The organism is Marinobacter sp. G5_S1_61_S3 (genome assembly GCF_054968585.1).
Window position 1 is genome coordinate 85,648 of record NZ_JBQKUK010000008.1, and the last position, 23,227, is coordinate 108,874.

The window sequence follows — 23,227 nt, forward strand, 5'->3', positions numbered from 1 at the left end:
AGAGATCAAGGTCTTCAACGCGCGGCAGAAGTTCGAAGCTCGGATGAGCCGGTTACGGTGCAACGGCCATACAGCCAAAGCGAACCATCTTACTTTTTTGGCCTCAAAGCCCCATTTTTAACCAGAAAGTCCTCCATCGTCTCGCCTGGGATACTTTCTGCATCGCTATCTCCTTCCATCGCGTCAGCAATAAATCGTTTAATCAACTCCTCCACGGTGATCCCGCAACGGCTCGCTTCCTCTCTGATTTCATCCACGATGAGCTCCCGCTCATCGAATTCAATGTTAAACGAAATTTTCCGACCCACGATAAATCCTCCTCACCCTTCACTATTAAAAGGAGCCTGAAGTTTTAGCTCGCTGCCGCGCCGTTGTTGTGGAGTAACATGCATTACAAGGCCAGCTCACGACGCCCAACAATAACTCCAGGAAACCTTCGTCTCGGGGGGCGTGCGCACTAGATACCGCCCGACAACCTTTCACTCTGTCTGAATATCACTGCCTCCGACCGCCTTCGTTTTATTGCCCATTTTCGGTGTCATTTCTCCATACCCGTAGGATGAGCCAAAACGGCAGAATGAGTCCGCCGAGCAAAAGAGCATCTGGCTTAGGATCTTTTGAGTAGTGGCTGATGTCCATCGTAATAACAAACGCACTGACTCCGAGGATTATATGCATGGGTAGCCCCAGTGTGTCATCGAGCCACAACCAAAAAAAGACGCCAATAAACAATAACAGCAACGCATTGAGTGAACGATTCAGGAAAACCGGATCAAAAAACTCTTTCAACATTATCGAGCATCCTCTTTAGCACTATGCCGAATCAGCTTACGTCAAATGTCGCCCCTAGCAACCTCATGCTATTTGCTTGCACCTCAGGTCTTCTGTTGTACGTTATTGCTGTAACCCATTTCAGAACAACTGGAGCAGAAAATGACTTATCTATTATTAATGTTTACAGGTGGTATTACAGGCCTGATTCTCTCAGGACCCGCCGGAGCCCTTTTTGGATTAGTCGCAGGGTTTGCTGTGAGTGCCTGGGAAGAACTGAACGAAGAAGTTGAATCTTTTGAAGATGACTGTAGTTCTGTTGATTATGATTCAGTTGAAACGGAGAGATTTAATAATGATCGTATTGCACCGGATCTTATATTTAGTCACCTGACGATCTGGAACGATGACCGCCATTTGAACAGACACCATATAAATCCCGCCACCGGGCTGCCGATGATTGATGACGGCGTCAGCGGATTCGATGTTGCGGGTAATCCATATGGGATGGATTGGTCCAGCGACGATATGGATGAATGCTTGATGTCCTCAGGCGACCTGTTTAACCCATCAGATGACCAATTTTCTTAAAGCACCCGTGTACTGACAAGGATGTCGATGAAATGAAAGCAAACCTAAGCACGAACCTCGATGCTGGCTTTTAATCCAAGATCATTTTTTATATATAATATTGAGTATATATTATGGTTTAAATCCCCTTTATATTAACCGATCTTATTTCTTGCTGCACCGAACTTTTAGTGTATTTTCGATGCTAAAGCGAATTTTCAATCATCAAGTAATAGGTGACCGATATGAATAAAATCAACGATCTTATCCAGCAAGTTGTAAAGCAATCTGAATCGGTTGACGGATTCTATGAGGTTGAAGTGTCTGTTTTAATACGCACGGACGGCGGCGCAAAGTCGAACTTCATTCGTGCTCAATCGCACTGGACACCAGAAAATTCTGATTGGCCAGATTCCGATACTAATGAAGACAATCCGTTCAAGTGGATGTGAATTTAAACCTCAGCTCGCATATGATTGAGGAAGCACAAGTATGTTAATAAAAAGCTTTACGATTTGGGCTCCTAATGAACACCTTCGTAAATTTATGGAGCGACTGTTATTCAAAAATTACAGGGAGATGTTTCTTTGGCCTGATCTGCTCCCGGCTCACAAACGATGGCTGGAGATTAGGCCCGGCTTTACCCATTGCAAATATGCCTACATATCATCTCGGTCCGTTGCGCAATTTAAAGCACTCCAAAACCTAGATGTGATATCAGTCCTAATCACGTTCGAAAACCTCTTGCCAGCATTGTCACCTGGTCACGATATTCTTGTATCCGGTGCAAACTCATGCTCTGCGTGCACAACCGCGGCCATCTTCATAGGCAACCAATTGAAAGGCGGCCCGAGTCATCCGAGCAGATTGATTATCCTGCCTAACCCTAGATCGGCTAAACAGCTGATCGCCAGACCCTGAATGTTCTTGCAAGCCAACTGGGCAAAGTTGAATGAACTTTGAATTTAATTCATAAATTTCAACAACATAAATGTCAAGGGCCCTAATTAACCATTTCGCTTAATTATAGAAAACATCACAGCGCTTGCTTTCGTTAGTTTGGTAGTGCGGTGGCAGAGCGGGATTGTGAGTACAGCAAACAAAGGTCTTCGCGCGTCACCGAATCACAAACCTCACAGAGGACTTAAAACCGAGGACATTTAAGGAAAAGATATGAATTCAACAAACAATTCGGTCACTACGGCAATTTTGCCACCTCTTAGCCCGGGGCGTTGGGTTCGACCGAGCCTTCTTTCCGTGCTTTTCGGAATCAATGCTGAACAAGCGAGGAAATATCGCGAACGCGGTCTCTGGTTGGAAGAGAAGCATTGGCGCTACGACCCGGTGCGCCGCGTTGTTTACAACCCGGAAGAAATCGAGAACTGGTTTGGGGGCAAGTTGTGAAAAAGAAGGACAAATCATTGGTGCTGCCAAAGGGCATCGAAATCCACGGCAATAAACTGCGTATCTCATTTCAGTATGGTGGCATGCGATGCCGGGAACCTATTCCCGGTATCGCGAAGATTACCAAATCGAGCATCGCCTATGCTGAAAACAAACGTGCTTTGATACTGACTGAAATTAAAGAAAACCGCTTTGACTACGCCACACATTTCCCCAAATCCAAAAACGCCAAGTTGTTCAGTGGTTGGGGTGGTCTTGACCTCGATAAATTGGTTTCAGATTGCATTGAGGAGTGGCTTTTAAAAAAAGCGGAAAAAATGGCGCCCGCGACATTTAAGAATTACTTGTCAAAGTCAAAGCACGTCAAGTCTAAATGGCCAAATCGGAAGATTGCCGATATAACGAAAACTGAGGTCGAGCTTTTTCAGACTGAACTCCTCAGAAAAGGGTTGGCGCCCAAAACTGTAAACGACATTTTTACAGTGGTGCGCGGGGCATGGGAGGACGCTTTTCATGACGGCATCTTACGTACAAATCCAATGGAGCGGATCCCCAATGTTGAGCGCGACGAGAGCCCGGATTTTGCGGACCCGTTTACCTTGCAAGAACTAGAGCGTATCCAATCGGTAAGGACGATTCGTCAACAGGATATCAATTTGGTGATGTTCGCTTGCTGGTGCGGTTTATCTGTATCCGAGTTGATTGCGCTTTCCTGGGACGACGTGGACATGGTTGAGTGGGTAATTTACGTTCGTCGGGCGAACGTCAACGGTGAATACAAGGTACCCAAGGAAAAATCACGCATACGTCGGGTAGAACTTGTTGAACCTGCTAAACAGTGGCTCAAGCGTCAGCAGGCCGCGACTTATCTGTTGCCGCCCGCCATCATCGATGTTCGTCAGCGGGACAATGTGACGATCAAAGAGGGCACGGTTCGGTTGGTGTTCCGCAATGGCCAAAGTAACCAGCCATGGAACAACGCCAGCCTGTATCGGTGGTTTTCTGGTCACCTTCGGCGGGCCAAGGTCCGCCACCGCGGGCCGAACCAATGCCGTCATACTTTCGCTAGCCGGATGCTTTCCAACTACGTGAGTCTGGAATGGGTGGCCCGCCAACTGGGTCATGTGGACACCACCATGGTAAAGAAACACTATGCCCGGTGGATCCAGTCGGACACACCCAACATGGCGGGTCACGTTTCGCAGATGCTAGGGTTTAAAACGGACAACGGCGGACAGGAAAAACCGGATTCTGCCCCAACTCTGCCCCAAAAATGAAAAAAGCCCTGATTTTCTGCTTGAAAATCAGGGCTTTAATATGGCGGAGAGGGAGGGATTCGAACCCTCGATACGCTATTAACGTATACACACTTTCCAGGCGTGCGCCTTCAGCCACTCGGCCACCTCTCCAATACTCTTTAAATAATTCGTTCCAAATCAGCAACGTCGTCGCTCATTTGAGGGCGCAAACTCTAATGGTTTTGTTCCGGTTTGGCAACTCCAATTTTCAAATCCTTTTCTGACCAACCACAGCGACCACAGAAACCTGATGGCCGCCTGTGCGATACTGGCATAGTTACCCAATACCCTAAACACCGCTCGGGGGCGACCCGTTATGATGATGAAAGCCGACGAATCCACGCTGGTACTGATTGACCTCCAGAAAAAACTCATGCCTGTCATCAGCCACGGAAATTTAATGCTGTCAGAGAGCGTTAGACTTGCGCAGATTGCCAAGCTGCTTGATGTGCCGGTGATTGCCACGGAACAGATCCCGGAGAAGCTTGGACACAACGACGAACAAATCAGTGCTCTAGCTGATCAAACCTTATCCAAGACTCACTTTGATGCCTGCGGTGGAGGGCTGGTGGAGGCCATTGCCGATAACCGGAAACAGGTGGTTATTGGCGGTTGCGAAGCGCATGTATGCCTGTTGCAAACCGCCCTATCCCTCCTCGCTGCGGGTTTTCGTGTATGGGTGGTGGAAAACGCGACCGGCTCACGCCACGACAACGACCGGGATGCTGCCCTGGAACGAATGCAGCAGGCCGGGACCGTTATCGTAACGCTTGAGATGGTGGCTTTTGAGTGGATGCGGGACTGCGAGCACCCACGTTTCCGGGAAGTTCAGAAACTGATCAAGTGATGAAGCGAATATCACCAATGCTGTCACTGGAATTACATCAGGGTTCCAGTGAGACACATTAGGGAAACTGTTCCTGAGTTCGAGCGCCCGAAATATTTACGTTTACGTAAAGTAGATGTATCTTCCTGTTACCGCTGGAATTTTCAAAATCACCAAAAAATGCATGAATTTCAACCATTGACGACGATGTAAAAGCTATCTAGTCTTCTCTCGCTGAGCCCCAAAAGGGTATCAACACATGAAATCATGCCAACCGGCCTATCTGCCGGGGCACAACAACAATATTGACCACGGAAGCCGTGATCCGGCCTGGTGGAAGAGGATTTCAGCATGTCACTGGTAAAACAGTCCCTGAGCATGGGCCCATGCGCCCACACCCTGCAACACCCTACAGCTCCTTCAGCTCCTTTCCTTTCTCTTGCGCTTAGCACATCCCGATCGCTCCGGCCGGATCTTTTACGACTTTCCACATTCGTGCAATCACCAAATCCGACCGGCAGCTAATCGCGTCCAACACCCGATAGCGATTGAGTTTCGGTAGCGCCCGCAATCTACCCGCCGGCCTCCGTAACTAAGGGCGACCCCCTGTGCAAGAACAACCCGGAGCAAAAGGAATCCAAACAATGACTGTATTTACCCATCCTGAATTCGACCATCACGAACATCTGACGTTTTGCTGCGATCCGGAGACCGGGCTGCGCGCCATTATCGCCGTACACAATACCTCTCGTGGACCCGCTCTAGGCGGATGCCGCATGTATCCGTACGCCAGCGACGACGAGGCTCTGACAGACGTGCTCCGCCTGTCACGAGGAATGACCTACAAGTCGGCGCTGGCCAACCTTGATCTCGGCGGCGGCAAGTCCGTCATCATCGGCGATCCACGCCAGCACAAAACCGAAGCCTTGCTCGAATCCATGGGCCGCTTCCTGGAACAGCTCGGCGGACTTTATATCGCTGCCGAGGATTCGGGCACCAGCGTAGCCGACCTCCAGGTTATGGGCCACAAAACATCCAATGTGGCTGGTATCAGCGAACGCCCGGGGTTTGATGGCAGGCCCAGCAACGGCGACCCCTCTCCCGCTACCGCCTGGGGCACCTTCGTGGGCATTAATGCTGCCGTTAAACACAAGCTCGGCCGCAGCGACCTGGAGGGGTTGAATGTGGCGGTACAGGGCATTGGCAACGTTGGTTACCGCCTGGCCCGACACCTCAAAGAAGCAGGCGCGAAGCTTTGGGTCTACGACGTCCACCAGGATCAGATGGATCGTGCAGTGGCAGAGTTGGGCGCCACCCCGGCTACCGCCGACGAAATCCTCTACCTGCCGGTAGACGTGGTTGCGCCCTGTGCCATGGGCGCCGTCCTGAATGATCACTCCATTCGTAAGCTACAGGCCACCATCGTGGCCGGCGCCGCTAACAATCAGTTGGCCACCCCGGCTCATGACCAGGCCCTGTTCGAACGTGGAGTGCTCTATGCCCCAGACTTTGTAATCAACGCTGGCGGCATTATCGACGTGTGTTACGAGCGCAAGGGCCCCGACCCCCAGGCCGTTCGCAAACACGTCGATTCCATAGCCAATACCCTGGAGGAGATCTTCCAGCGCTCGGATCGCGATGGCCTGCCCACCGGGCAGATCGCCGATCAACTCGCAGAGGAGCGATTCCGGCATAAATCCCGTTGATGGCGGCTAAAACGCCGCCACTCACTCCCCCGAAAACAAAAACAGTAAGCAGGAGAATACAATGAGTAATGCTTCTTCATCCGCCGAAGGCGGTGCCATGGGCCAGGCGACAGCCAAGCGTGGGCTGTGGTCCTCGCGCCTGGCATTCATACTTGCCGCAACAGGCTCAGCGGTGGGCCTGGGTAATATCTGGAAATTCCCCTACATCACCGGTGAAAACGGCGGTGGTGCCTTTGTTCTGGTTTACCTGCTGTGCATTGCGGCGGTGGGTCTACCAATCATGATGGCTGAAGTGCTAGTCGGTCGCCGTGGTGGTCTCAGCCCCGTCAACAGCATGCGGGCCATAACCAGCCAGGAAGGCCTGAAACCCGCCTGGCGCTGGGTGGCTGCCGTCGGGGTTCTGGCGGGGTTCCTGATTCTATCGTTCTATTCTGTGATCGGCGGATGGGCGATTTCCTATGTGGGCACCGCCGCCACGGGCCAGTTGGCTGGCCAGTCGGCAGAGTCCATAGGTGCCATCTTCTCCGGCCTGTTGGGCGACCCGATGAAGCTGCTTCTGTGGCACACCCTGTTCATGGCGTTGGTCATGGTTGTGGTTGCACGAGGCGTACGTTCCGGGCTTGAACGCGCTGTCAGTATTCTGATGCCAGCCCTGTTCGTGCTCCTGCTGATTGTCGTGGGCTATGCGATGACCACTGGCCACTTTGGTCAGGCCGTCGCCTTCCTGTTCCAGCCTGACTTCTCGAAGCTCACCACTTCGGGCGTTTTGGTTGCCCTGGGCCACGCGTTTTTCACGCTCAGCCTCGGCATGGGTGTCATGATGGCCTACGGCTCCTATCTGCCAAAAAACATCTCCATCGCCAAAACCTCCGTGACTGTCTCAATCATGGATACCGCCGTGGCCTTGCTGGCCGGGCTGGCTATCTTCCCGATCGTATTCGCCAATGGCCTTGAGCCAGGTGCCGGCCCCGGCCTGATTTTCCAAACCCTGCCACTGGCGTTCGGACAAATGCCCATGGGCAGCCTCTTCGGTACGCTGTTCTTCGTGTTGCTGATCTTTGCCGCCTGGACATCCGGCATTTCCCTGCTGGAGCCGATTGTTGAATGGCTTGAGGAACAGAAAGGTATGAACCGCACGGTGAGTACCGTCGGGGCAGGCATCGTGTGCTGGTTATTGGGTGTGGCCTCCGTGCTTTCGCTAAACCTGTGGTCGGACGTGACACCGCTGGGCATGTTTGCGATGTTCGAAGGCAAAACCATCTTCGACCTTCTGGACTTCCTGACCGCTAATATCCTGTTGCCCCTGGGCGGACTGCTGGTCGCCGTGTTTGTCGGCTGGACAATGTCTCGACAGGCGCTGGAAAGCGAACTGGGCATGTCAGCGGGCACATTCTCGCTCTGGTATCGCGTACTGCGTTACTTCACACCCGTTGCTGTAGCCATCGTCTTCGTCTACAACCTGGTATAAACATTCAAGCGGGATGCCGGCCCCTATTCTGGGGCCGGCTCATCAGCCAAACGGCCATCAAGACACCGTGTAACACCAGGAACGGTATGGCAATCAGCAACAATCCATTCCAGTCAAACGCCGCCAATACCGCACCAGCACTCAGTGCAGCTGTCGCCTGCGAGCCGAATACCATCAGGTCGTTGAGCCCCTGAACACGGAACCGCTCCTCATCGCGATATCCCTGCGGTAATAGCGTGGTGCCGCCGACAAACAGGAAGTTCCAGCCTACTCCCAACAGGATGAGTGCAAACAGGTAGTGGTGAAAGCTGATACCGCTGAACGCCAGGGCCACACACCCCAGATAGGCCAGCAATCCCAGCCCCATCATCCTCGGAATACCCACCACACGAATGAACCAGCCACTGATCAGCGACGGCAGATACATGGCCATGATGTGAATCTGAATGACCCACTTGGCATCTTCAAGCGGGTGGTCGGCCACTTCCGTCATACTCAGTGGTGTTGCCGTCATGATAAAGCTCATGAGGGCATAACCGATGGCCGCGGAACTGATCGCCGCCCAAATGACCGGTTGCCTCAGGATGCTGGCCATTGGACGACCGCCCTCCCCCAAGGCTTCCCGTACTCGCTCCCCGCTGGCGCGGTACCCGAAAACCAGTACGACCATGGCAACCACCTGCACGGCACTCAATGCAAGCCAGCCGCCCATGAAAGGGTGCTCGGCTTGGCCTCCACCGCCCAAAAGCGCAATTTCCGGCCCCAGCCACGCCGCTACGAGGCCGCCTAGAAGCACCCTGGCTGCTGCGGAGCCAGCCATCTCGGGCGCTACCGACTCCATGGCCGCAAAGCGGTATTGGTGAACCACCGCCAGCCCGGTTCCGCCCACAACCGCCGCAACGCACAAGAACGGGAAACTCGCACTCCAGGCTGCCAGCGCACCGAACAACCCGGACACCACACCCGCCAGCGTGCCAAGCAACATAACCGGCTTGCGCCCCAGGCGTTCCATCAGCCACGTAGCAGGCTTTATAGCCAGGACCGTTCCAACTACCACAAGGCCCACGGGCAAGGTTGCCCACTCAGGTGATGGCGCCAGAAGACGTCCGTGAATGCTTCCGATAAAGACGATGAAAGGCGCTGTACACATGGCAAGCGCCTGGGCGGCGACCAGTATCCATACATTGATCGGCATTGGGTGGGCCTATTTCTTGCGGTAGATGATCCCTGGGTGGCACTGCACCATTTCGTAGAGATGAGGCAACCCGTTCAGCGATTCCGATGCTCCCAGTATCAGGTAACCACCGGGATTGAGAGTGGCATGGATACGGGTCAGGATGTCCTTTTTAAGCTCTGCCGAAAAGTAGATCAGTACGTTCCGGCACATAACAATGTCAAACTTCCCGAGCATGTAGCGTTCAAGCAGGTTCAGCTCCCTGAATTCCACCATGCTCTTGATTTGCGGTCGGATCTGCCAACTGCCATTCATGGCGGGAGTGAAAAACTGCTTTTGCCGCTCGGGTGACAGACCCCGACCAATGGCGATCATTTCGTACTCGCCACGGCGCGCAACCTCTAGAACGCTTTTGGAGATGTCGGTGGCGGTGATCTTCACATCCCGCAGCCTGCCCGGCCGCTGGCGACGAAATTCTTCAATAATCATCGCTACCGAATAGGGCTCCTGGCCTGTCGAACAGGCTGCAGACCAGATACGAAGTGACTGCGCTGATTTTCTGTCGCCAAATTCCGGCAGCAGCTTTTCCTGCAGGATGCGGAACGGGTGATTGTCCCGAAACCAGAGGGTTTCATTCGTCGTCATCGCGTCGATCACGACTTCCTTCAAACTGCTGCGACCGGTTCTCTTCACGCGATCCAGCAGATCACCCAGGGTTCTCAGCTCGTTCTCTTCCATGATCCGCCGCAAACGGCTTTTTACCAAATACTGCTTGTTCTCCCCGAGCAAAATGCCACACGCATCCTGCAGGAATGATTTAAAGGCCTCGTATTCCTGTGGCGTTATTTCAGCTTTCATTGGATCTCATTATCGAGTGAGTCGGAAGTAACGGAGGAGCGTCACTGCTCGCGGTCGACAATTTCCATGACTCTTTCAGCCAGCTCATCGGGGCTGAATTTAGCCATGAAATCGTCAGCGCCCACCTTCTGCACCATCGCCTTGTTAAACACGCCACTCAGGGACGTGTGCAGCATGATAAATACATCCTTGATTGCAGGCTCATTTTTACACTTGGTGACCAGAGTGTACCCGTCCATTTCCGGCATTTCGACATCGGATATGATCAAACACAGGTGATCGGCGGCGCGAGAGCCATCTGCCGTAATCTCTTTCAGATAATCCAGGGCCTGCCTGCCATCATTCTTGGTCACCACTCCCATACCAATGGCAGTGAGACATCGCTCAATCTGGCGTCGCGCCACAGCGGAATCGTCTACAACCAGCACCGGCAGATGGCCAGGCACCCGCTCTGAACTGCGATTGCGAACCTCTTCGGTGACATCTTCCTCAAACGGCGACACTTCAGACAGGATCTTTTCAACATCGATGACCTCTATCAGCTTGTCTTCAAAGTGCGTTACCGCTGTGAGGTAAACGTCTTTGCCCGCACCCTTGGGTGGCGGCAGGATGTCTTCCCAGTTCATATTCACGATGCGGTCGACACCAGCCACCAGGAAACCCTGGGTTTTTCGGTTGTACTCAGTAATGATCACGAAGCTGGTGGCCATCTCTTCCTTGGGAATACCGGGAAGCCGGATTGACATACCTAGGTCAATGATTGGGATAGTCTCGCCACGAATATGGGCCACGCCCCGAACCATAGGGCGACTGTTCGGCAACGATGACAGCCTGGGGCACTGCAACACTTCCTTGACCTTGAAGACGTTGATGCCGTACATCTGCCGGCCACGAAGGCGAAATAACAGAAGCTCCAGACGATTCTGGCCCACCAGCTGGGTGCGCTGATTTACACTGTCCAATACCCCTGCCATCGTTTATATCTCCCACTCGAAACGTCTTGCTGCCGGCACGCATCTTGCTGCGTTATTCTAAAAAGTCGCGTGGAACCGGCTATGTGCCGGTTTATTGACTCACTCGATAGGCTTAACGGCCGAATCCGGAAATCATTAGGATATTCCTGAACTCGGGGCTTTACCCGGTTAATGACAGCATAGGACAAACTGCCGCGTATGCGCATTACCAATTTCGCCATCATATTGTTATTCACCGTAACAGCCGGCCCGGCAATGGCCTCCACGACCACGTCCGAACAAATTCAAAGCAGCGCGGAACAATTTCTGGAGGCATTTTCAGAGGCTCAGGCAAACGAAGGCTTTACGGTTTCCCACGATACCGGCCAACTCGACGCACGCCTCTCGCTCGCAACCTGTGATACCCCACTCAGCGTATCGTTTAGCGGCGACCCCTGGAGGACCACCCAACCCTCGCTACTGGTTTCCTGCGAGGGCGAGCGCCCCTGGCGCATGTTCCTTCCGGTATCCGTCACGATAACCGGTGAAGCCATGGTCGCCGCCCGCCCCTTGGGGCGCGGCGAACGACTGACGAAAGCGGCAATACAGTCGGATAACGTGGTGGTGAATTCGATTCGACGGGGCGCAATAACCAATGTCGACCAGTTAGTGGGCATGGAAATGCGCCGCGGCGTGAACGCCGGTACCGTATTTACACCGGATTTGGTGCTGGCCCCGGCAGCGATCGAACGCGGAGACCATGTTATCATCAGCGCCCGCAGCGGCAATTTTTCGGTAAACTCAAGGGGTAAGGCCCTGGCTAGTGCCGGGATTGGAGAACAGGTTCTGGTTGAGAACCTCTCGTCCTCCCGCACCGTGCGTGCCCGTGTGACTGCTCCCGGGCATGTCGAGATTCCCATGTAACCTCGTTCCCGGCATTGATTCACCGGAAACGGCAATCTGTTGCCGGTTTTTTGGAAAGATGACAAGAGTGTCATTTAACTCTTGCAAAAATCGCTAAAGAAACGTCAGGCCATGCCGATAGACAGGTATGAAATTTTGGAGCCGCCCAACGCGGCCGACCAGTTAAGCAGGTAACGTTATGTCAGTTGACTTTAATGGAATAGGCCCAGGCCAGGTCAACACCCAGAAAACCACGGCCGATAAATCTTCCGCTACCCAGAGCACTCAGCCCTCTACAGCTGAGCAGGCAAAGACCCAGGCGCAAGGCGCCCGTGGTGAAAATGTCAATTTGAGCAGCCAGGCGAAGAACCTGAAACAGCTCGAACAAAAGCTCGGCAGTTATCCGGAAATGGACGATGACCGTATCGAGCAGATCCGCTCTGCCCTTGAAAGCGGCTCCTACAAGGTTGATGCAGAGAAACTGGCCCAGAAAATGCTTGAGATGGATGAAAGCATTTTCGGGTGAGTAGATCATGGCCGCAATTGATGAACTGAAAGACCTTTTATCTCAGGATATCCGTCAACTCGAATCCCTGGCGGACGTCCTGCAGCAGGAAAAAGCCTGCCTTTCCACATCTGATATCCGTAAACTCGAATCACTGACTGGCGAGAAAAACACTCTGTTGGGTCAGATTCGTGAACGGGCCAAACTCAAAATCCGCCTTCTGGTGTCGATGGGGTTTCGACCTGAAAACGGAGCACCCTCACGGTTTATTCTCAGCGCCGGCCTGTCAGATGTTTACGACTTGTGGCGGGAGGCCGACGAACGCCTTAAGACCTGTCACCAGTTGAATAGCAATAATGGGCGGGTTGTCAGTCACCTTCAGAAGCGCCTTTCACGTCTTACTGATATATTCCGCGGCGTTTCCGGGCACCAGACCCTCTACGGTGCTCAGGGCGAGCAAAAGGCCGTATCACACCGTACCGTTCTGGCGAGCGCCTGACGGCCTCTGGGCTCCGAAAACGTCGGAGCCTAACGCATCCCATTAGCGAGTATAGATCGTCATCTGTGAATCGGGATGGAAGCGGATATTGTCGAGGGCAATGTTCCCCATGGACGGTCCCTGACTGCCGCTGACCCGTATATTGTCCATGCGGATCTGTTCGATCCTTTCCGGGAACGCCAGGGTGAGTCCGCCATCGTCACGAACCGTGTAACGGGGAACATCATCCCGATAATGCACACCGGATATCGTAAGATCAGAATCCAGGAAGTTCAGCACCGGCACGAAAATGTTCGCTGTTAGTTTCAGGCCTTCGATGACATCCGGATCAACCTCTCCTGTCCCGTCGTTACTTCCGGTCATGGCAGATACCGTGGCGATACGATCCAACAAGGATTGATCACCCTGCCCCGACACGCCGGCCATCTCGTCGTCATTAAGCGGCGCCAAACCGGCACGCTCGTACAATTGCGCGGCGTCCGTAACGTCTCGTGAATCATTCGTGGTGCTGCCAGCGGCAAAACTGACCAATGGCTGAAAAGGCAATACCGCCATAGTGACCAGTGCAGCCGCGTTGCGGTAACGGGATTGGTGCTTGAGAACCCGATGCAACTCGCGCTCGGTAATCCAGCCGGACTGTATAAACACCTCGCCGAGCCGCTGACCGGTCTCATGCTGTAGGCGCAGGCCCTCTTCCAACTGAATTTCGGAAAGGTATCCCCGGTTTATCAGCAACCGACCGAGACGGGATTTTTCTTCGAAGCCCTGACGGATTTTCAAGGTATGCCTCCAATAGCTTCACAGTGATTGCCGTACAACCTGGCCCGGTCAGAGTGCATCAATGCCGCTGATGCGATAAAAGGTTAGCTGATAGTCATGAACTCCGCAGGGAATATGCCCGACTTGACAAGTATTATCTGCTAACATCCTGCAACAGACTGGATTCATGGGAACAGTATCGCAGCAAACATTCCCGAAGCTACCTACTATTCCCTGAACTAACTACGTGAGCCATTATAGAATGACAAATTTCGTAAAACCGTTTCGTTATGTGATGCAAATCGCTCTATCTGTAACCTTCATGCTGGGTATCGGCAACTGCCTGGCGGCAGAAGGGCAACAGAATGAGCTGCCCCAGGTGATTATTGAAACCAGCGAAGGTGCCATTGAGGTGACTCTGCGCCCGGACATCGCTCCCGAGACCGTTGAGAATTTTATTGCCTATGCCAAAAACGGGTTCTACGAGGGAACGCTGTTCCATAGGGTCATTCCAGGTTTCATGATCCAGGGCGGCGGTTTTGATCAGGATCTAAACCAGAAGCAGACCCGTAGCCCCATCCGGAACGAAGCCAGGCCAACCGCCAAAAACCTTCGCGGAACCATCGCCATGGCCCGCACAAGCTCACCGGACTCCGCCACGTCCCAGTTTTTTATCAACCTGACCGACAACGATTTCCTGAACGCAGGTGTCCGCGGCCCGGGCTACGCGGTATTTGGCAAGGTGACAGGGGGAATGGGTGTTGTGGATGCCATCGCCAGCAAGAAAACGGTGAGATCCCGAGGCATGGCGGATGTACCCCAGGAACCCGTCATTATCCGTAGCGTTTCGGTCCGGCAAACCGATACCGCGGCAGAGTAGCCCATCAAGCCTACTGACCGGATACGATGATTGTGACTGACCCCAGGCTACCGTCCATTGAAACCGCAGACATTGATTGGAGCAGTGGCGCACCCCGCTGTCGCCGCTTTGGCGATGTTTACTTCTGCAGCGAGAACGGCCTTGAAGAAGCGCGGTATGTGTTTATCGGCCAGAACCGGCTTCGCGAACGTTTCTCCTTATTGCCCGCAGCCTCCTCCTTCGTCATCGCGGAAACTGGGTTTGGTACTGGCCTGAATTTCCTCGCAGCCTGGCAAGCCTGGAATGAGACAGCCACACCACGCAACGGCTGCCTGCATTTCGTCTCCGCCGAACGCCACCCGTTGACTCCGGAGGACCTTGCCCGAGCACTTACGATGTGGCCGGAGCTCAAGGTCTACGCTGACCAACTGCTTGAACAATATCCTGCCCCCATCACCGGTACCCATCGCCTGGTACTCGCCGGCGGTCACGTCAGGCTGACCCTGTTTTTCGGCGACGTAGCCGATGCCTGGCGTGAGCTGGATTTTCAGGCGGATGCCTGGTTCCTGGACGGTTTCGCGCCCGCTAAAAATCCGGGCATGTGGACGAGTGAAGTCATCGACGCGATGCCGGGCCACAGCAAGCCCGGCGCGACGATCGCCACCTTTACATCCGTTGGCGAGGTGCGGAGACGGCTGATTGCTGCTGGCTTTGCCATGCGAAAAGCACCCGGATTTGGCCAGAAATGGGACATGTTGACCGGCACACTGGGTGATGCCACCAGCCCCGGAACACCACCAGCCGCGAATGATGTTGAATCCATTGCCATCATCGGCGCCGGGGTTGCCGGCAGCCTGCTCGCCCGGAATCTGGCGGAGCGGGGATTGCATGTCACGGTGATTGACCAGGCTCAAGAGGCTGGAACAGCCGCCTCTGGCAATATCCAGGGTGCGCTGTATGTCAAACTGGGCATTGAGTTCAACGATCAGGCAAAGCTCGGTCTCTCATCGTTGCTGTTCAGTCAACGTTACTATCAACAGTTCGGCGGGGAGCACTGGCATCCTTCCGGGCTTGTTCAACTGGCGCACAGTGATAGCGAGCAAGACCGTCAGAACCGCTTCATCGCCCGCAACGACTATCCAAGCGCCGTATTGCAGCAGATCAGCCCGGAACAGGCGTCTGAGCTTGCCGGCATTCCCCTGACTCGGGGAGGTCTCTGGTTCCCTCGCAGTGGATGGCTTGAGCCCGGCGGCCTTTGCCGGGCATTGATAGAGCACGAGCGGATTTTTCAATGTTTTGGGTTTGACGTCCACCGACTTACTCCCTGCAACGGCAAATGGCATATCGCAGGTAACGGCGAGCAGGATGTTGTGGTCGACAGGGTGGTGATATGCGCCGGCCATCAGACACCGGACCTGATTCCGCTGAAGGGCGGCTTCCGTTTTCGCGCGATTCGAGGGCAAGTAACCCACTTGCCTGCGAAGGCGGTCAATTGCCCTGATGTAGTGGTATGTGGATCAGGGTATCTCAATCCCGCCCACGGTGGCATGACACTGGCGGGTGCCACCTTCGATCTTCATGACTCATCGCCAACCCTTTCCACCGAAAGCCACCGTGATAACCTTTCAATGCTGGATGCGATGGTTCCAGGCTCGGTAGACAGGGATTCAGGCGACGTTGATCCGGCGAAACTCGATGGCAAAGTCGGGTTTCGATGCACAACCCATGATTATCAGCCGGTCGCTGGTCCACTAGTGGACGCTTATGGGCAACCACTGGAAGGCATCAACCTGTTTACCGGCTTGGGCAGCAAGGGGTTGAGTTACGCTCCCCTGCTCGCAGAGTACCTTGCCGACCGGCTCTCCGGGCAGCCTGTCTGCCTCCCCGGATCCCTGGCAAAACGGGTCGCGACGGGCCGCTGCCACCGCGTGGAAATAACGGAGCAGGAAACTATTAGCGCCTGAAGAAATCAAATTGTCTGCCGATAACCGGAGAAGGCCCTGTTGTAACCGGAGCAGATCATTATGTCCATTCATGTCAGTGAACCCGGCAGACCCGTTGGGACACGCCTGCCGGAGATATTCCGGGGCCGCCGCGTAGGTGACGTTACAGAACTGAGCGAATCCCACAATATCGATGTTCAGCACAGTGAGGCAACCGACGCCGAGTTCCAGCTTGCCGCCCGCTCCGGACGGCAGCGTGCCATTGAGGAATACGGTGCCGCAGCGTCCGGTGAACCCAAAGAGCGACGGGCCTACCTGCCGGTATCTCAGATCTGCACCCCCGCCCTGCACTCTCTGCCAGCCACCGCAAGCGTTGCTGACGCGATGGAAGCCATGGATGAAAACGGCGTCAACCATCTCGTGATTACCGCAGACGGTAACGTAGCAGGGCTCGTGGATCTACGCTGGTTGCTAGCCTGGCTCCACGAAACCGATGCAAACGCCATGAGCGCGAGCCTCGTGAATATCGAACTACCCGCCTTCCTGACCTCGTCGCCCGAGACCGATGCCCACCAGTTGGCAAGGCTGATGCTCGCTCACCAACTGAATGCGGCCCTGGTGGTTGATGAGAGGGGCCAGTCAGCAGGTATCGTCACCAGCACCGATTACCTGAAGTTGTACGCCAACGCCAGCCGGCACGAGGGTAGCGTATAGCAGTGGGCACATCGCCCGCATTCGATTAATGCAACGGCAGCCCCTCTCCAGTAAACAACCGAACCTCCCAGGTCTCAGAGGCACCACTGACGATTTTGACCAGGGCCGCTATTTCGTCATCGCGGTAGTTTTCCAGCCGTTCTATTTCACCCTCAGCACCCACCAGTGGCAACTGAGTTCTCCATTCCCGGCTGCTGTCAGTGTCATCATCGCTGTTTTCTTCCAGTGAAATTCTCGCCAGGATCGGATGAGTCTGGCTGTTTCCCTCGCTTTCGCTGAAATTACCGTTGGTACTTCCTGCAACCAGAATGTCCCGGTCGTAAGTGCGCACCGCACGTAGAGACTCAGTGGATGCATCATCCAAGTCATTGAACGTAAAGGCGCGAGTGACATCTCCCAACGCCGTATAGGACAATGCAAACCCGGCCTGGCTGTTGATCTGACGGCGCTTCAGTGAGCGGTTTCCATCTCCAGACTCGACGCTATAATTGCCGGTACTCTGGCCCACCAGCCAGACATTGTTGGTCCCGTAGATGCCGTCGGAGAGATCTTCGTTGCCAGCGGTTCCACGCTGCCTGACGTTAATTGTACTGTCTGCGCTGGAGGCAATATAAAAGAACGCGTCTTTTCCGCCAAGTTGGGGTTGGCCACTCACCGCGCCTGAGGAATCCCCGATCAGCAGCGGACTGCTGGTGGACGTACTGCCTCCTACAACCGACTCATCATGCCCTGCCGACCCGGCCTGTCGTGTCCAGGCAACCACCGGCACAACCGAGTTGCCGTCAACGGTAGTGTCAATTCTCTGGAGAAAACTGTCCACACCACCAGCAGCGTTTTCGTTCGTCCACTGGCCATCGGTTTCCCCGGCGTTCACGACGTAACCACCATCTTCATCAATCCCGGTCCATCGGGGAAAATCATCACCGGATGTGCCGGTCACAATGCTCCAAACCGGCACATAACTGTCCGGATCCTGAGCGGTGTCGAAGAAGTAAAGCAGGGTATGAACATCCACACCATTGCCGCCAGGGGCACCGTCCGGTGTCTGTTCACTGCCGAACGACACGACGAATTCGTAGCGGGTAACGTCGTCATCTCCTTCCTTAAAGTTACGTTCGACAAAACCGATAACCGGTTCCCCACCCTGGGCAATAGCGGCCTCTGACAAAGGCTGCTCCGTTACTTCCCCTTTCTGCGTGACGATACGCACCCAGGGACGGTCACCATCATCGATACGATAGCCTGCAATGAAAAGACGACCGTTGTGCCCGAAGGCCGTGTCGGTGGGAACAAAGGCCGCACTGTTGCCCACCTCAATCGGTGAAGTCAGTTCGTTGATGTTCACCCGCAGTTTGTCCGCATCCGCCGAGGCCGCGAAATTCTCCCTTCCGGACTGATAACGTTCGTCCAGACCCAAAAGAAGGAAACGATCGTTTTCCAGCTGGCCGTTGGTGTAGTCGTCGGGAATGCGGATACGAAAGCGCATTTCCTCAACGCCCTCGGCAAAGGTCAGAAGATCCCCTTCCACCCACTCGCCATTCCCGTCCCGGACTTCCACAAGGAAATCCTCGCCCAGAATCACATCGGAGTCATCATCCTCTCCAAGTTTCACGCTATAAGCGCCGGCCCGTTCACCGTTGATTAAAGCAACATACTCGCGAACATCGCCGACATTAAGCGCATCGCGGGTACCGCCGGCCTCGGTTTCCAGGCGCACTGTTGGCTCATTGTCCGCAATCCGCAGTAATTCCCTGACACCGGAATTGGAACTGCCAAGCCCGGCGAGGCCGGACCGCACCTCGGTCAGTCGGATGTTCAGGGTTTCCAGGGGTTCGGCCTCGGTGTCCTCGATAACTTCCAGGCGGATGTAACATTCGGTGATTCCGGGCTCCAGAGTAATCACCCCCTTGGACAGGAACCCATCATCGTCTGGCTGATACTGAAGATAGGAAGGCACTGGTAAGGTCGGTTCGCTCTGCGTCCCCAAACCCACAATGTCCTTGCCGATGATCGCCTCGTTGTCGTTGGCGGCGCCATTTTCACAACGCTGATGAGGGGGATCAATATCCTCGTCACAGCGTTGTGGATTAAAGCTGGAGTCCAGCTCAAAGGCCACCGACACACGGGTGACAGAAGGCTGATCAAGCAGCACGCGCACAAGAACGGGATAGGTGGCACTGGTGCGTTGAACGGTTTTAACGACGGCGCCATCATCGTCGTACTCGTTCACCTCATATGTCTGTCGACCGATTTCTCCGATCTCCGGAGCCTCGCACCGATTATCCCGTTCCTCCGGCGCCTCGAACGCCTCTCCCTCGGTAAAATCGTCGATGGCCAGGCTGAGCACGTTTTCCCGGACCTCAATGTCAAATGGCTGTGTACCGGCCGCACGGCCATCATTGCCAACCAGAGTGATGTTCTCCGTAGTGCCGAGGTCATCACGGCCTCTCGAGCCACCGGTCAGCCCCGGAACGCCCCGCATGATGACGCCCTGGCGTGCCTTGTTGCTGGTGTCTTCCAGCGCCAGCCAGGACGGTGCATTGGTGAGTGAATAATCGAGAATATCGTCGCTGTCGAAAGCGCCAAAATTGTAGGCGTATTCAACGCCCAGATAAGCTTCGTCCGGTGGTGTTCCGAGAATGTAGGGGTCTTCGGCATCCTGTTCGGTCTTGCAACCGCCAATGACAACCAGGATCAGTGACAGCAGGGCAAGACAGCCCCCGCGAGGAAAACAGCGAAGAGCACAGGAGAGGCAAGAGAGCGAATCGGCGCGCATGAAAAAGTCCGTTTCAGAGCATTGTTTTTATAGGTGCTTTACACACCGTTACAGAACAAGCTCATGGTAATCAATTTCACGGAGGCAGGATCTGCGCGAGTTCTCAGATTCTGGCCACGGACGAACCATAGTGTGCGCCGTGGCCAGAGGTTTATTCCAGGCCGTGGGTGCCAAGAAATTCGACGAAGGCGGACTCGTCCATTACCGGGACTCCCAAACTCTCGGCCTTCGTCAGCTTCGAACCGGCGGCTTCGCCGGCAACAACACAGGAGGTCTTGCCGGAGACGCTTCCCGCTACTTTGGCCCCAAGAGACTCCAATTTTGCCTTGGCGTCATCCCTCGTCATGTCGGACAGTGACCCCGTCAGTACCCAGGTCTCTCCCTTCAGCGGCTTTTCACTGGCGGTGATCTCTTCGGTCTGCCATTGAACCCCAGCGTCTTTCAGGGCCTGAATGGTTTCCTGGTTGTGGGTCTGGTCGAAGAAACTACGAATGTGGCCGGCGACAATGGGCCCAACGTCAGACACCGACTGCAGGGCATCCTCGTCAGCCTCACCAATGGCTTCCAGGGTGCCAAAGTGGCTGGCCAGGGCCTTGGCGGTTGCCTCGCCCACCTCCCGAATACCAAGGGCATACAGGAATTTCCAAAGGACCGGGTGGCGGGAGCGATCAATGGCATCGATCAGATTACCCGCGGATTTATCACCCATACGTTCAAGACCCGTCAAATCGGCTTTCTTTAACAGGTAAAGATCCGCAACCGTGGTGACCAGTTCCCTGTCCACCAGAATATCAATCCACTTGTCCCCCAGCCCTTCTATGTCCAGCGCCTTTCGGGATGCATAGTGCCGGATGGCCTCCTTGCGCTGTGCCGGGCAGAACAGCCCGCCGGAACAGCGGGCCACTACCTCGCCCTCGATCTGCACAATGTCAGACTGGCATACCGGGCAGGCGTCCGGAAGCTGGACCTCACGGGCATTGTCAGGGCGCCGTTCGGTCACAACCTTGACCACCTGGGGAATCACATCCCCCGCCCGTCGAACGAACACGGTGTCTCCGATACGGACACCCAGTCGCTGGATTTCGTCCATATTATGCAGAGTGGCATTGCTTACGGTGACGCCTCCCACAAATACCGGCTTGAGCCGGGCGACTGGTGTGATCGCGCCAGTACGGCCGACCTGGAATTCCACGTCTTCAATGACCGTCAGTTCTTCCTGCGCCGGAAATTTCTGGGCAATGGCCCATCGGGGGGCTCGGGAGACAAACCCCAACTGCCGCTGCAATGCCAGGCTGTTTACCTTGAAGACAATGCCATCGATTTCATAAGGTAGGCTGGCGCGCTTATCCATCAGCTCATTGTAAGCCTGCAGACAGTCCTCCGCGCCGGTCGCCCGACGCATCTCAGGGTTGATCCGGAAACCCCAGGCACCAACCTGTTGCAGCCCTTCCCAATGGGTGGCGGGCAGCCGGCTTTCGTCCTCAAGCGCGACACTGTAGGCGCACAATTCGAGTGGACGTCGGGCCGTCACGGTGGGCTTTTTCTGTCTCAGACTGCCGGCGGCAGCATTACGGGGGTTAACAAACGTCTTCTCTCCCTTGTCCGCCAGACGTTTGTTCAGGGTTTCGAACCCTTCCCGGGGCATATAGACCTCTCCCCGGACCTCCACCAGCTCAGGGACGTTGTTACCACGAAGTCTCAGGGGCACCGACGGGATGGTACGGATGTTGGCGGTGATATCCTCACCTGTATAGCCATCACCGCGTGTAGCGGCCCGGGTCAGCACGCCAGATTCGTAATGAAGACTAACCGCCAGCCCATCCAGCTTGGGCTCGCAGACATACTCAATGTCGTTTTCGGTCTTGAGCCGATCTCTCACCCGGCGGTCAAAGTCCCTCAGTTCTTCATCACTGAACGCATTGTCCAGGGAAAGCATGGGGATACGATGGACAACCTCCTCAAAGGTGGTTTCCACCGATGCCCCCACCCGGCGAGTGGGGGTATCAGGCGTCACAATATCGGGGTATTGCGCTTCGAGGTCCTGTAATTCCCGAAACAGGCGGTCGTACTCGGCATCCGGAACCCGGGGATCGTCCAGAACATAGTACTGATAGTTATGCTCAGTGATGATATCCCGGAGTTCTCCGGCCCGGCTGATAACGTCGGGAGAGGCTTTGGTCATTGTCTGGGGGATCGTTGTTTACGTTCAAATTCGCGGATGCGTTGGCGGCAGTGTTCAATGGTTTGCGGGGTCATCACGCTGCGGCGCTCGTCCTTCAGTTCACCGCCAAGATTGCGCACCACGCACTGCGCCGTTTCCAGCATGAACTCAAAGGCCTGCATGGAATTGGTAGGCCCGGGCATGCTCATAAAGAAGCTGATACCCGGCGTCGACAGGGCTGGCATATCCTCGGGCTTGAAGGTACCGGGCTCAACAGCACTGGCCACGCTGAACTGCACCGGACTGGTGGTATCTGACTGTTCGTGGCGATGGTAGATATCCATGTCGCCATGTTCCAGGCCACAAGCTTCGAACAGCGCCTTGAGTTTGGTGCCCTCGAAATTCTGCTCACTTTTCGCCAACACATTGATAACCACCACTTCCCGGGCCTCCGGCCGGTTGGCTCCGGCGAGGGGCTGCCCGGATTGCCGTGCTGTGGCTTCCCGCCTTGCCGTGTCTTCCTCGACCTCGGTGGTTACCGTGGGGGGAACCTCTTCGTGGTCCGGGCCAGAATCCGCTATGTCGGTTTCCGGCTCCTCGTCTACTGCCCCCCAACCGATGTCAGAATCGTAGTCAACGTCACTGGGTTCACTGGCGGCCAGATTTTCCGGTTCCGGTTCACGTTCTGCAGTCAGCTCTTGGGAGTCATCCTTACCCGTCGCGCTCGCGCTGCTGACCACCGGCCTGGTCGGTTTGGGCTCGGGCTTGGCGAAACGGCTCTTTTCCGGTTTGACGTAGCCGCGCTCTTCCAGCGTGTCACGTGAAATGGTTCGCGCCCCACCATTTGGGAGCTCAGGGTTGTAGTCCTGGTCCAACGGGGAATCGTCGAGATCGTCCGCGCCCATGCCAGAGGATATCGCGATTGATTCCTTACGGGCGCGCCTCATCCGGCGCAGGCCATCAATCACAATACCGAGTATAACCAGGGTACCGATGGCAATTAACCATTCCCTAAGAGACATAGTGGTGCTGTCCTGTTTGCAGATCAGATATCGTTGCTACTCTAAGAAAAGCCTGTAA

The 23,227-nt window shown here is 54.9% G+C and carries 22 protein-coding genes and 1 tRNA gene; 13 read left to right on the top strand and 10 right to left on the bottom strand.

Features of this window, described 5'->3' with window-relative positions:
• Positions 1-89 precede the first annotated feature (89 nt).
• Together ACTRWH_RS09510 and ACTRWH_RS09515 are read right to left on the bottom strand one after the other, a co-directional pair.
• A complete protein-coding gene (locus ACTRWH_RS09510; RefSeq protein ID WP_462826360.1) occupies positions 90-308 on the bottom strand; it encodes a hypothetical protein in 219 nt (72 codons plus the stop codon).
• A 211-nt stretch (positions 309-519) separates the two neighbouring features.
• Entirely contained in the window at positions 520-792 is a 273-nt protein-coding gene (locus tag ACTRWH_RS09515) for a hypothetical protein (protein ID WP_462826361.1), read from the bottom strand.
• 141 nt (positions 793-933) lie between these two features.
• Here ACTRWH_RS09515 and ACTRWH_RS09520 point away from each other — a divergent pair, with 141 nt between their 5' ends.
• The 4 genes from ACTRWH_RS09520 (at position 934) to ACTRWH_RS09535 (ending at position 4,022) form a co-directional block, all read left to right on the top strand.
• The gene (locus ACTRWH_RS09520) at positions 934-1,362 is read left to right on the top strand and encodes a hypothetical protein (RefSeq protein WP_462826362.1); all 429 of its coding nucleotides are present in this window, start codon (positions 934-936) and stop codon (positions 1,360-1,362) included.
• A gap of 224 nt (positions 1,363-1,586) precedes the next feature.
• Positions 1,587-1,793, top strand: coding sequence for a hypothetical protein (locus ACTRWH_RS09525; protein ID WP_462826363.1), 207 nt, complete (start codon positions 1,587-1,589; stop codon positions 1,791-1,793).
• Between the two features lie 721 nt (positions 1,794-2,514).
• Entirely contained in the window at positions 2,515-2,745 is a 231-nt protein-coding gene (locus ACTRWH_RS09530) for a DNA-binding protein (RefSeq protein WP_462826364.1), read from the top strand.
• Complete coding sequence (locus ACTRWH_RS09535) at positions 2,742-4,022, top strand: Arm DNA-binding domain-containing protein (RefSeq protein WP_462826365.1); 1,281 nt, start codon at positions 2,742-2,744, stop codon at positions 4,020-4,022. The genes ACTRWH_RS09530 and ACTRWH_RS09535 overlap by 4 nt, the downstream gene beginning before the upstream one ends.
• A gap of 41 nt (positions 4,023-4,063) precedes the next feature.
• Here the strand turns inward: ACTRWH_RS09535 and ACTRWH_RS09540 are convergent.
• A tRNA-Ser gene (locus tag ACTRWH_RS09540) sits at positions 4,064-4,154 on the bottom strand.
• Positions 4,155-4,359: 205 nt separating this feature from the next.
• Between ACTRWH_RS09540 and ACTRWH_RS09545 the strand changes: the two genes are divergently transcribed.
• From ACTRWH_RS09545 to ACTRWH_RS09555, 3 genes are all read left to right on the top strand, one after another.
• Positions 4,360-4,890 (top strand): isochorismatase family protein, encoded by a 531-nt coding sequence (locus ACTRWH_RS09545; protein WP_462826366.1) that lies wholly within the window; start codon positions 4,360-4,362, stop codon positions 4,888-4,890.
• Between the two features lie 623 nt (positions 4,891-5,513).
• Positions 5,514-6,575, top strand: a complete 1,062-nt coding sequence (locus tag ACTRWH_RS09550; RefSeq protein ID WP_462826367.1) for a Glu/Leu/Phe/Val dehydrogenase dimerization domain-containing protein — start codon at positions 5,514-5,516, stop codon at positions 6,573-6,575.
• A 61-nt stretch (positions 6,576-6,636) separates the two neighbouring features.
• On the top strand, positions 6,637-8,043 hold the full coding sequence (locus tag ACTRWH_RS09555) for a sodium-dependent transporter (protein ID WP_075196819.1): 1,407 nt from the start codon (positions 6,637-6,639) through the stop codon (positions 8,041-8,043).
• Between the two features lie 4 nt (positions 8,044-8,047).
• Here the strand turns inward: ACTRWH_RS09555 and ACTRWH_RS09560 are convergent, their stop codons facing one another.
• From ACTRWH_RS09560 to ACTRWH_RS09570, 3 genes are read right to left on the bottom strand one after another with little or no spacing between them, the layout of a single operon-like run.
• Positions 8,048-9,238, bottom strand: coding sequence for an MFS transporter (locus ACTRWH_RS09560; RefSeq protein WP_462826368.1), 1,191 nt, complete (start codon positions 9,236-9,238; stop codon positions 8,048-8,050).
• A gap of 9 nt (positions 9,239-9,247) precedes the next feature.
• A complete protein-coding gene (locus tag ACTRWH_RS09565; RefSeq protein ID WP_036207996.1) occupies positions 9,248-10,075 on the bottom strand; it encodes a CheR family methyltransferase in 828 nt (275 codons plus the stop codon).
• 41 nt (positions 10,076-10,116) lie between these two features.
• Positions 10,117-11,049, bottom strand: coding sequence for a chemotaxis protein CheV (locus tag ACTRWH_RS09570; protein WP_036207999.1), 933 nt, complete (start codon positions 11,047-11,049; stop codon positions 10,117-10,119).
• A gap of 198 nt (positions 11,050-11,247) precedes the next feature.
• Between ACTRWH_RS09570 and flgA the strand changes: the two genes are divergently transcribed.
• From flgA to ACTRWH_RS09585, 3 genes are all read left to right on the top strand, one after another.
• Complete coding sequence (gene flgA, locus ACTRWH_RS09575) at positions 11,248-11,952, top strand: flagellar basal body P-ring formation chaperone FlgA (RefSeq protein WP_036208003.1); 705 nt, start codon at positions 11,248-11,250, stop codon at positions 11,950-11,952.
• 178 nt (positions 11,953-12,130) lie between these two features.
• The gene (flgM, locus tag ACTRWH_RS09580) at positions 12,131-12,457 is read left to right on the top strand and encodes a flagellar biosynthesis anti-sigma factor FlgM (RefSeq protein WP_036208006.1); all 327 of its coding nucleotides are present in this window, start codon (positions 12,131-12,133) and stop codon (positions 12,455-12,457) included.
• A 7-nt stretch (positions 12,458-12,464) separates the two neighbouring features.
• Positions 12,465-12,935: a flagella synthesis protein FlgN gene (locus ACTRWH_RS09585; RefSeq protein WP_036208010.1), complete on the top strand. Its 471-nt coding sequence runs from the start codon at positions 12,465-12,467 to the stop codon at positions 12,933-12,935.
• Between the two features lie 42 nt (positions 12,936-12,977).
• Here ACTRWH_RS09585 and ACTRWH_RS09590 read toward each other — a convergent pair whose 3' ends face one another.
• Positions 12,978-13,715: a hypothetical protein gene (locus ACTRWH_RS09590; protein WP_036208013.1), complete on the bottom strand. Its 738-nt coding sequence runs from the start codon at positions 13,713-13,715 to the stop codon at positions 12,978-12,980.
• A gap of 241 nt (positions 13,716-13,956) precedes the next feature.
• Here ACTRWH_RS09590 and ACTRWH_RS09595 point away from each other — a divergent pair, with 241 nt between their 5' ends.
• Genes ACTRWH_RS09595 through ACTRWH_RS09605 form a run of 3 tightly spaced genes read left to right on the top strand, consistent with a single transcriptional unit; the run spans position 13,957 to position 17,210 of the window.
• A complete protein-coding gene (locus tag ACTRWH_RS09595; protein WP_443094033.1) occupies positions 13,957-14,574 on the top strand; it encodes a peptidylprolyl isomerase in 618 nt (205 codons plus the stop codon).
• A 29-nt stretch (positions 14,575-14,603) separates the two neighbouring features.
• On the top strand, positions 14,604-16,517 hold the full coding sequence (gene mnmC / locus ACTRWH_RS09600; protein WP_462826377.1) for a bifunctional tRNA (5-methylaminomethyl-2-thiouridine)(34)-methyltransferase MnmC2/FAD-dependent 5-carboxymethylaminomethyl-2-thiouridine(34) oxidoreductase MnmC1: 1,914 nt from the start codon (positions 14,604-14,606) through the stop codon (positions 16,515-16,517).
• Positions 16,518-16,577: 60 nt separating this feature from the next.
• Complete coding sequence (locus ACTRWH_RS09605; protein WP_462826369.1) at positions 16,578-17,210, top strand: CBS domain-containing protein; 633 nt, start codon at positions 16,578-16,580, stop codon at positions 17,208-17,210.
• 25 nt (positions 17,211-17,235) lie between these two features.
• Here the strand turns inward: ACTRWH_RS09605 and ACTRWH_RS09610 are convergent, their stop codons facing one another.
• From ACTRWH_RS09610 to zipA, 3 genes are all read right to left on the bottom strand, one after another.
• Entirely contained in the window at positions 17,236-19,986 is a 2,751-nt protein-coding gene (locus ACTRWH_RS09610; RefSeq protein ID WP_462826370.1) for a hypothetical protein, read from the bottom strand.
• A 151-nt stretch (positions 19,987-20,137) separates the two neighbouring features.
• The gene (ligA, locus tag ACTRWH_RS09615; RefSeq protein WP_462826371.1) at positions 20,138-22,168 is read right to left on the bottom strand and encodes an NAD-dependent DNA ligase LigA; all 2,031 of its coding nucleotides are present in this window, start codon (positions 22,166-22,168) and stop codon (positions 20,138-20,140) included.
• Positions 22,165-23,169: a cell division protein ZipA gene (zipA, locus tag ACTRWH_RS09620; protein ID WP_085680822.1), complete on the bottom strand. Its 1,005-nt coding sequence runs from the start codon at positions 23,167-23,169 to the stop codon at positions 22,165-22,167. Before zipA ends, ligA begins: the two co-directional genes overlap by 4 nt.
• Positions 23,170-23,227 lie beyond the last annotated feature (58 nt).

What these genes read in the sequence shown, in the direction of transcription:
- ACTRWH_RS09515 (WP_462826361.1), bottom strand. Translation starts at nt 792, where the DNA reads ATGTTGAAAGAGTTTTTTGATCCGGTTTTCCTGAATCGTTCACTCAAT.
- ACTRWH_RS09520 (WP_462826362.1), top strand. Translation starts at nt 934, where the DNA reads ATGACTTATCTATTATTAATGTTTACAGGTGGTATTACAGGCCTGATT.
- ACTRWH_RS09525 (WP_462826363.1), top strand. Translation starts at nt 1,587, where the DNA reads ATGAATAAAATCAACGATCTTATCCAGCAAGTTGTAAAGCAATCTGAA.
- ACTRWH_RS09530 (WP_462826364.1), top strand. Translation starts at nt 2,515, where the DNA reads ATGAATTCAACAAACAATTCGGTCACTACGGCAATTTTGCCACCTCTT.
- ACTRWH_RS09545 (WP_462826366.1), top strand. Translation starts at nt 4,360, where the DNA reads ATGATGATGAAAGCCGACGAATCCACGCTGGTACTGATTGACCTCCAG.
- ACTRWH_RS09550 (WP_462826367.1), top strand. Translation starts at nt 5,514, where the DNA reads ATGACTGTATTTACCCATCCTGAATTCGACCATCACGAACATCTGACG.
- ACTRWH_RS09555 (WP_075196819.1), top strand. Translation starts at nt 6,637, where the DNA reads ATGAGTAATGCTTCTTCATCCGCCGAAGGCGGTGCCATGGGCCAGGCG.
- ACTRWH_RS09560 (WP_462826368.1), bottom strand. Translation starts at nt 9,238, where the DNA reads ATGCCGATCAATGTATGGATACTGGTCGCCGCCCAGGCGCTTGCCATG.
- ACTRWH_RS09565 (WP_036207996.1), bottom strand. Translation starts at nt 10,075, where the DNA reads ATGAAAGCTGAAATAACGCCACAGGAATACGAGGCCTTTAAATCATTC.
- ACTRWH_RS09570 (WP_036207999.1), bottom strand. Translation starts at nt 11,049, where the DNA reads ATGGCAGGGGTATTGGACAGTGTAAATCAGCGCACCCAGCTGGTGGGC.
- flgA (WP_036208003.1), top strand. Translation starts at nt 11,248, where the DNA reads ATGCGCATTACCAATTTCGCCATCATATTGTTATTCACCGTAACAGCC.
- flgM (WP_036208006.1), top strand. Translation starts at nt 12,131, where the DNA reads ATGTCAGTTGACTTTAATGGAATAGGCCCAGGCCAGGTCAACACCCAG.
- ACTRWH_RS09585 (WP_036208010.1), top strand. Translation starts at nt 12,465, where the DNA reads ATGGCCGCAATTGATGAACTGAAAGACCTTTTATCTCAGGATATCCGT.
- ACTRWH_RS09595 (WP_443094033.1), top strand. Translation starts at nt 13,957, where the DNA reads ATGACAAATTTCGTAAAACCGTTTCGTTATGTGATGCAAATCGCTCTA.
- ACTRWH_RS09605 (WP_462826369.1), top strand. Translation starts at nt 16,578, where the DNA reads ATGTCCATTCATGTCAGTGAACCCGGCAGACCCGTTGGGACACGCCTG.
- ACTRWH_RS09610 (WP_462826370.1), bottom strand. Translation starts at nt 19,986, where the DNA reads ATGCGCGCCGATTCGCTCTCTTGCCTCTCCTGTGCTCTTCGCTGTTTT.
- ligA (WP_462826371.1), bottom strand. Translation starts at nt 22,168, where the DNA reads ATGACCAAAGCCTCTCCCGACGTTATCAGCCGGGCCGGAGAACTCCGG.
- zipA (WP_085680822.1), bottom strand. Translation starts at nt 23,169, where the DNA reads ATGTCTCTTAGGGAATGGTTAATTGCCATCGGTACCCTGGTTATACTC.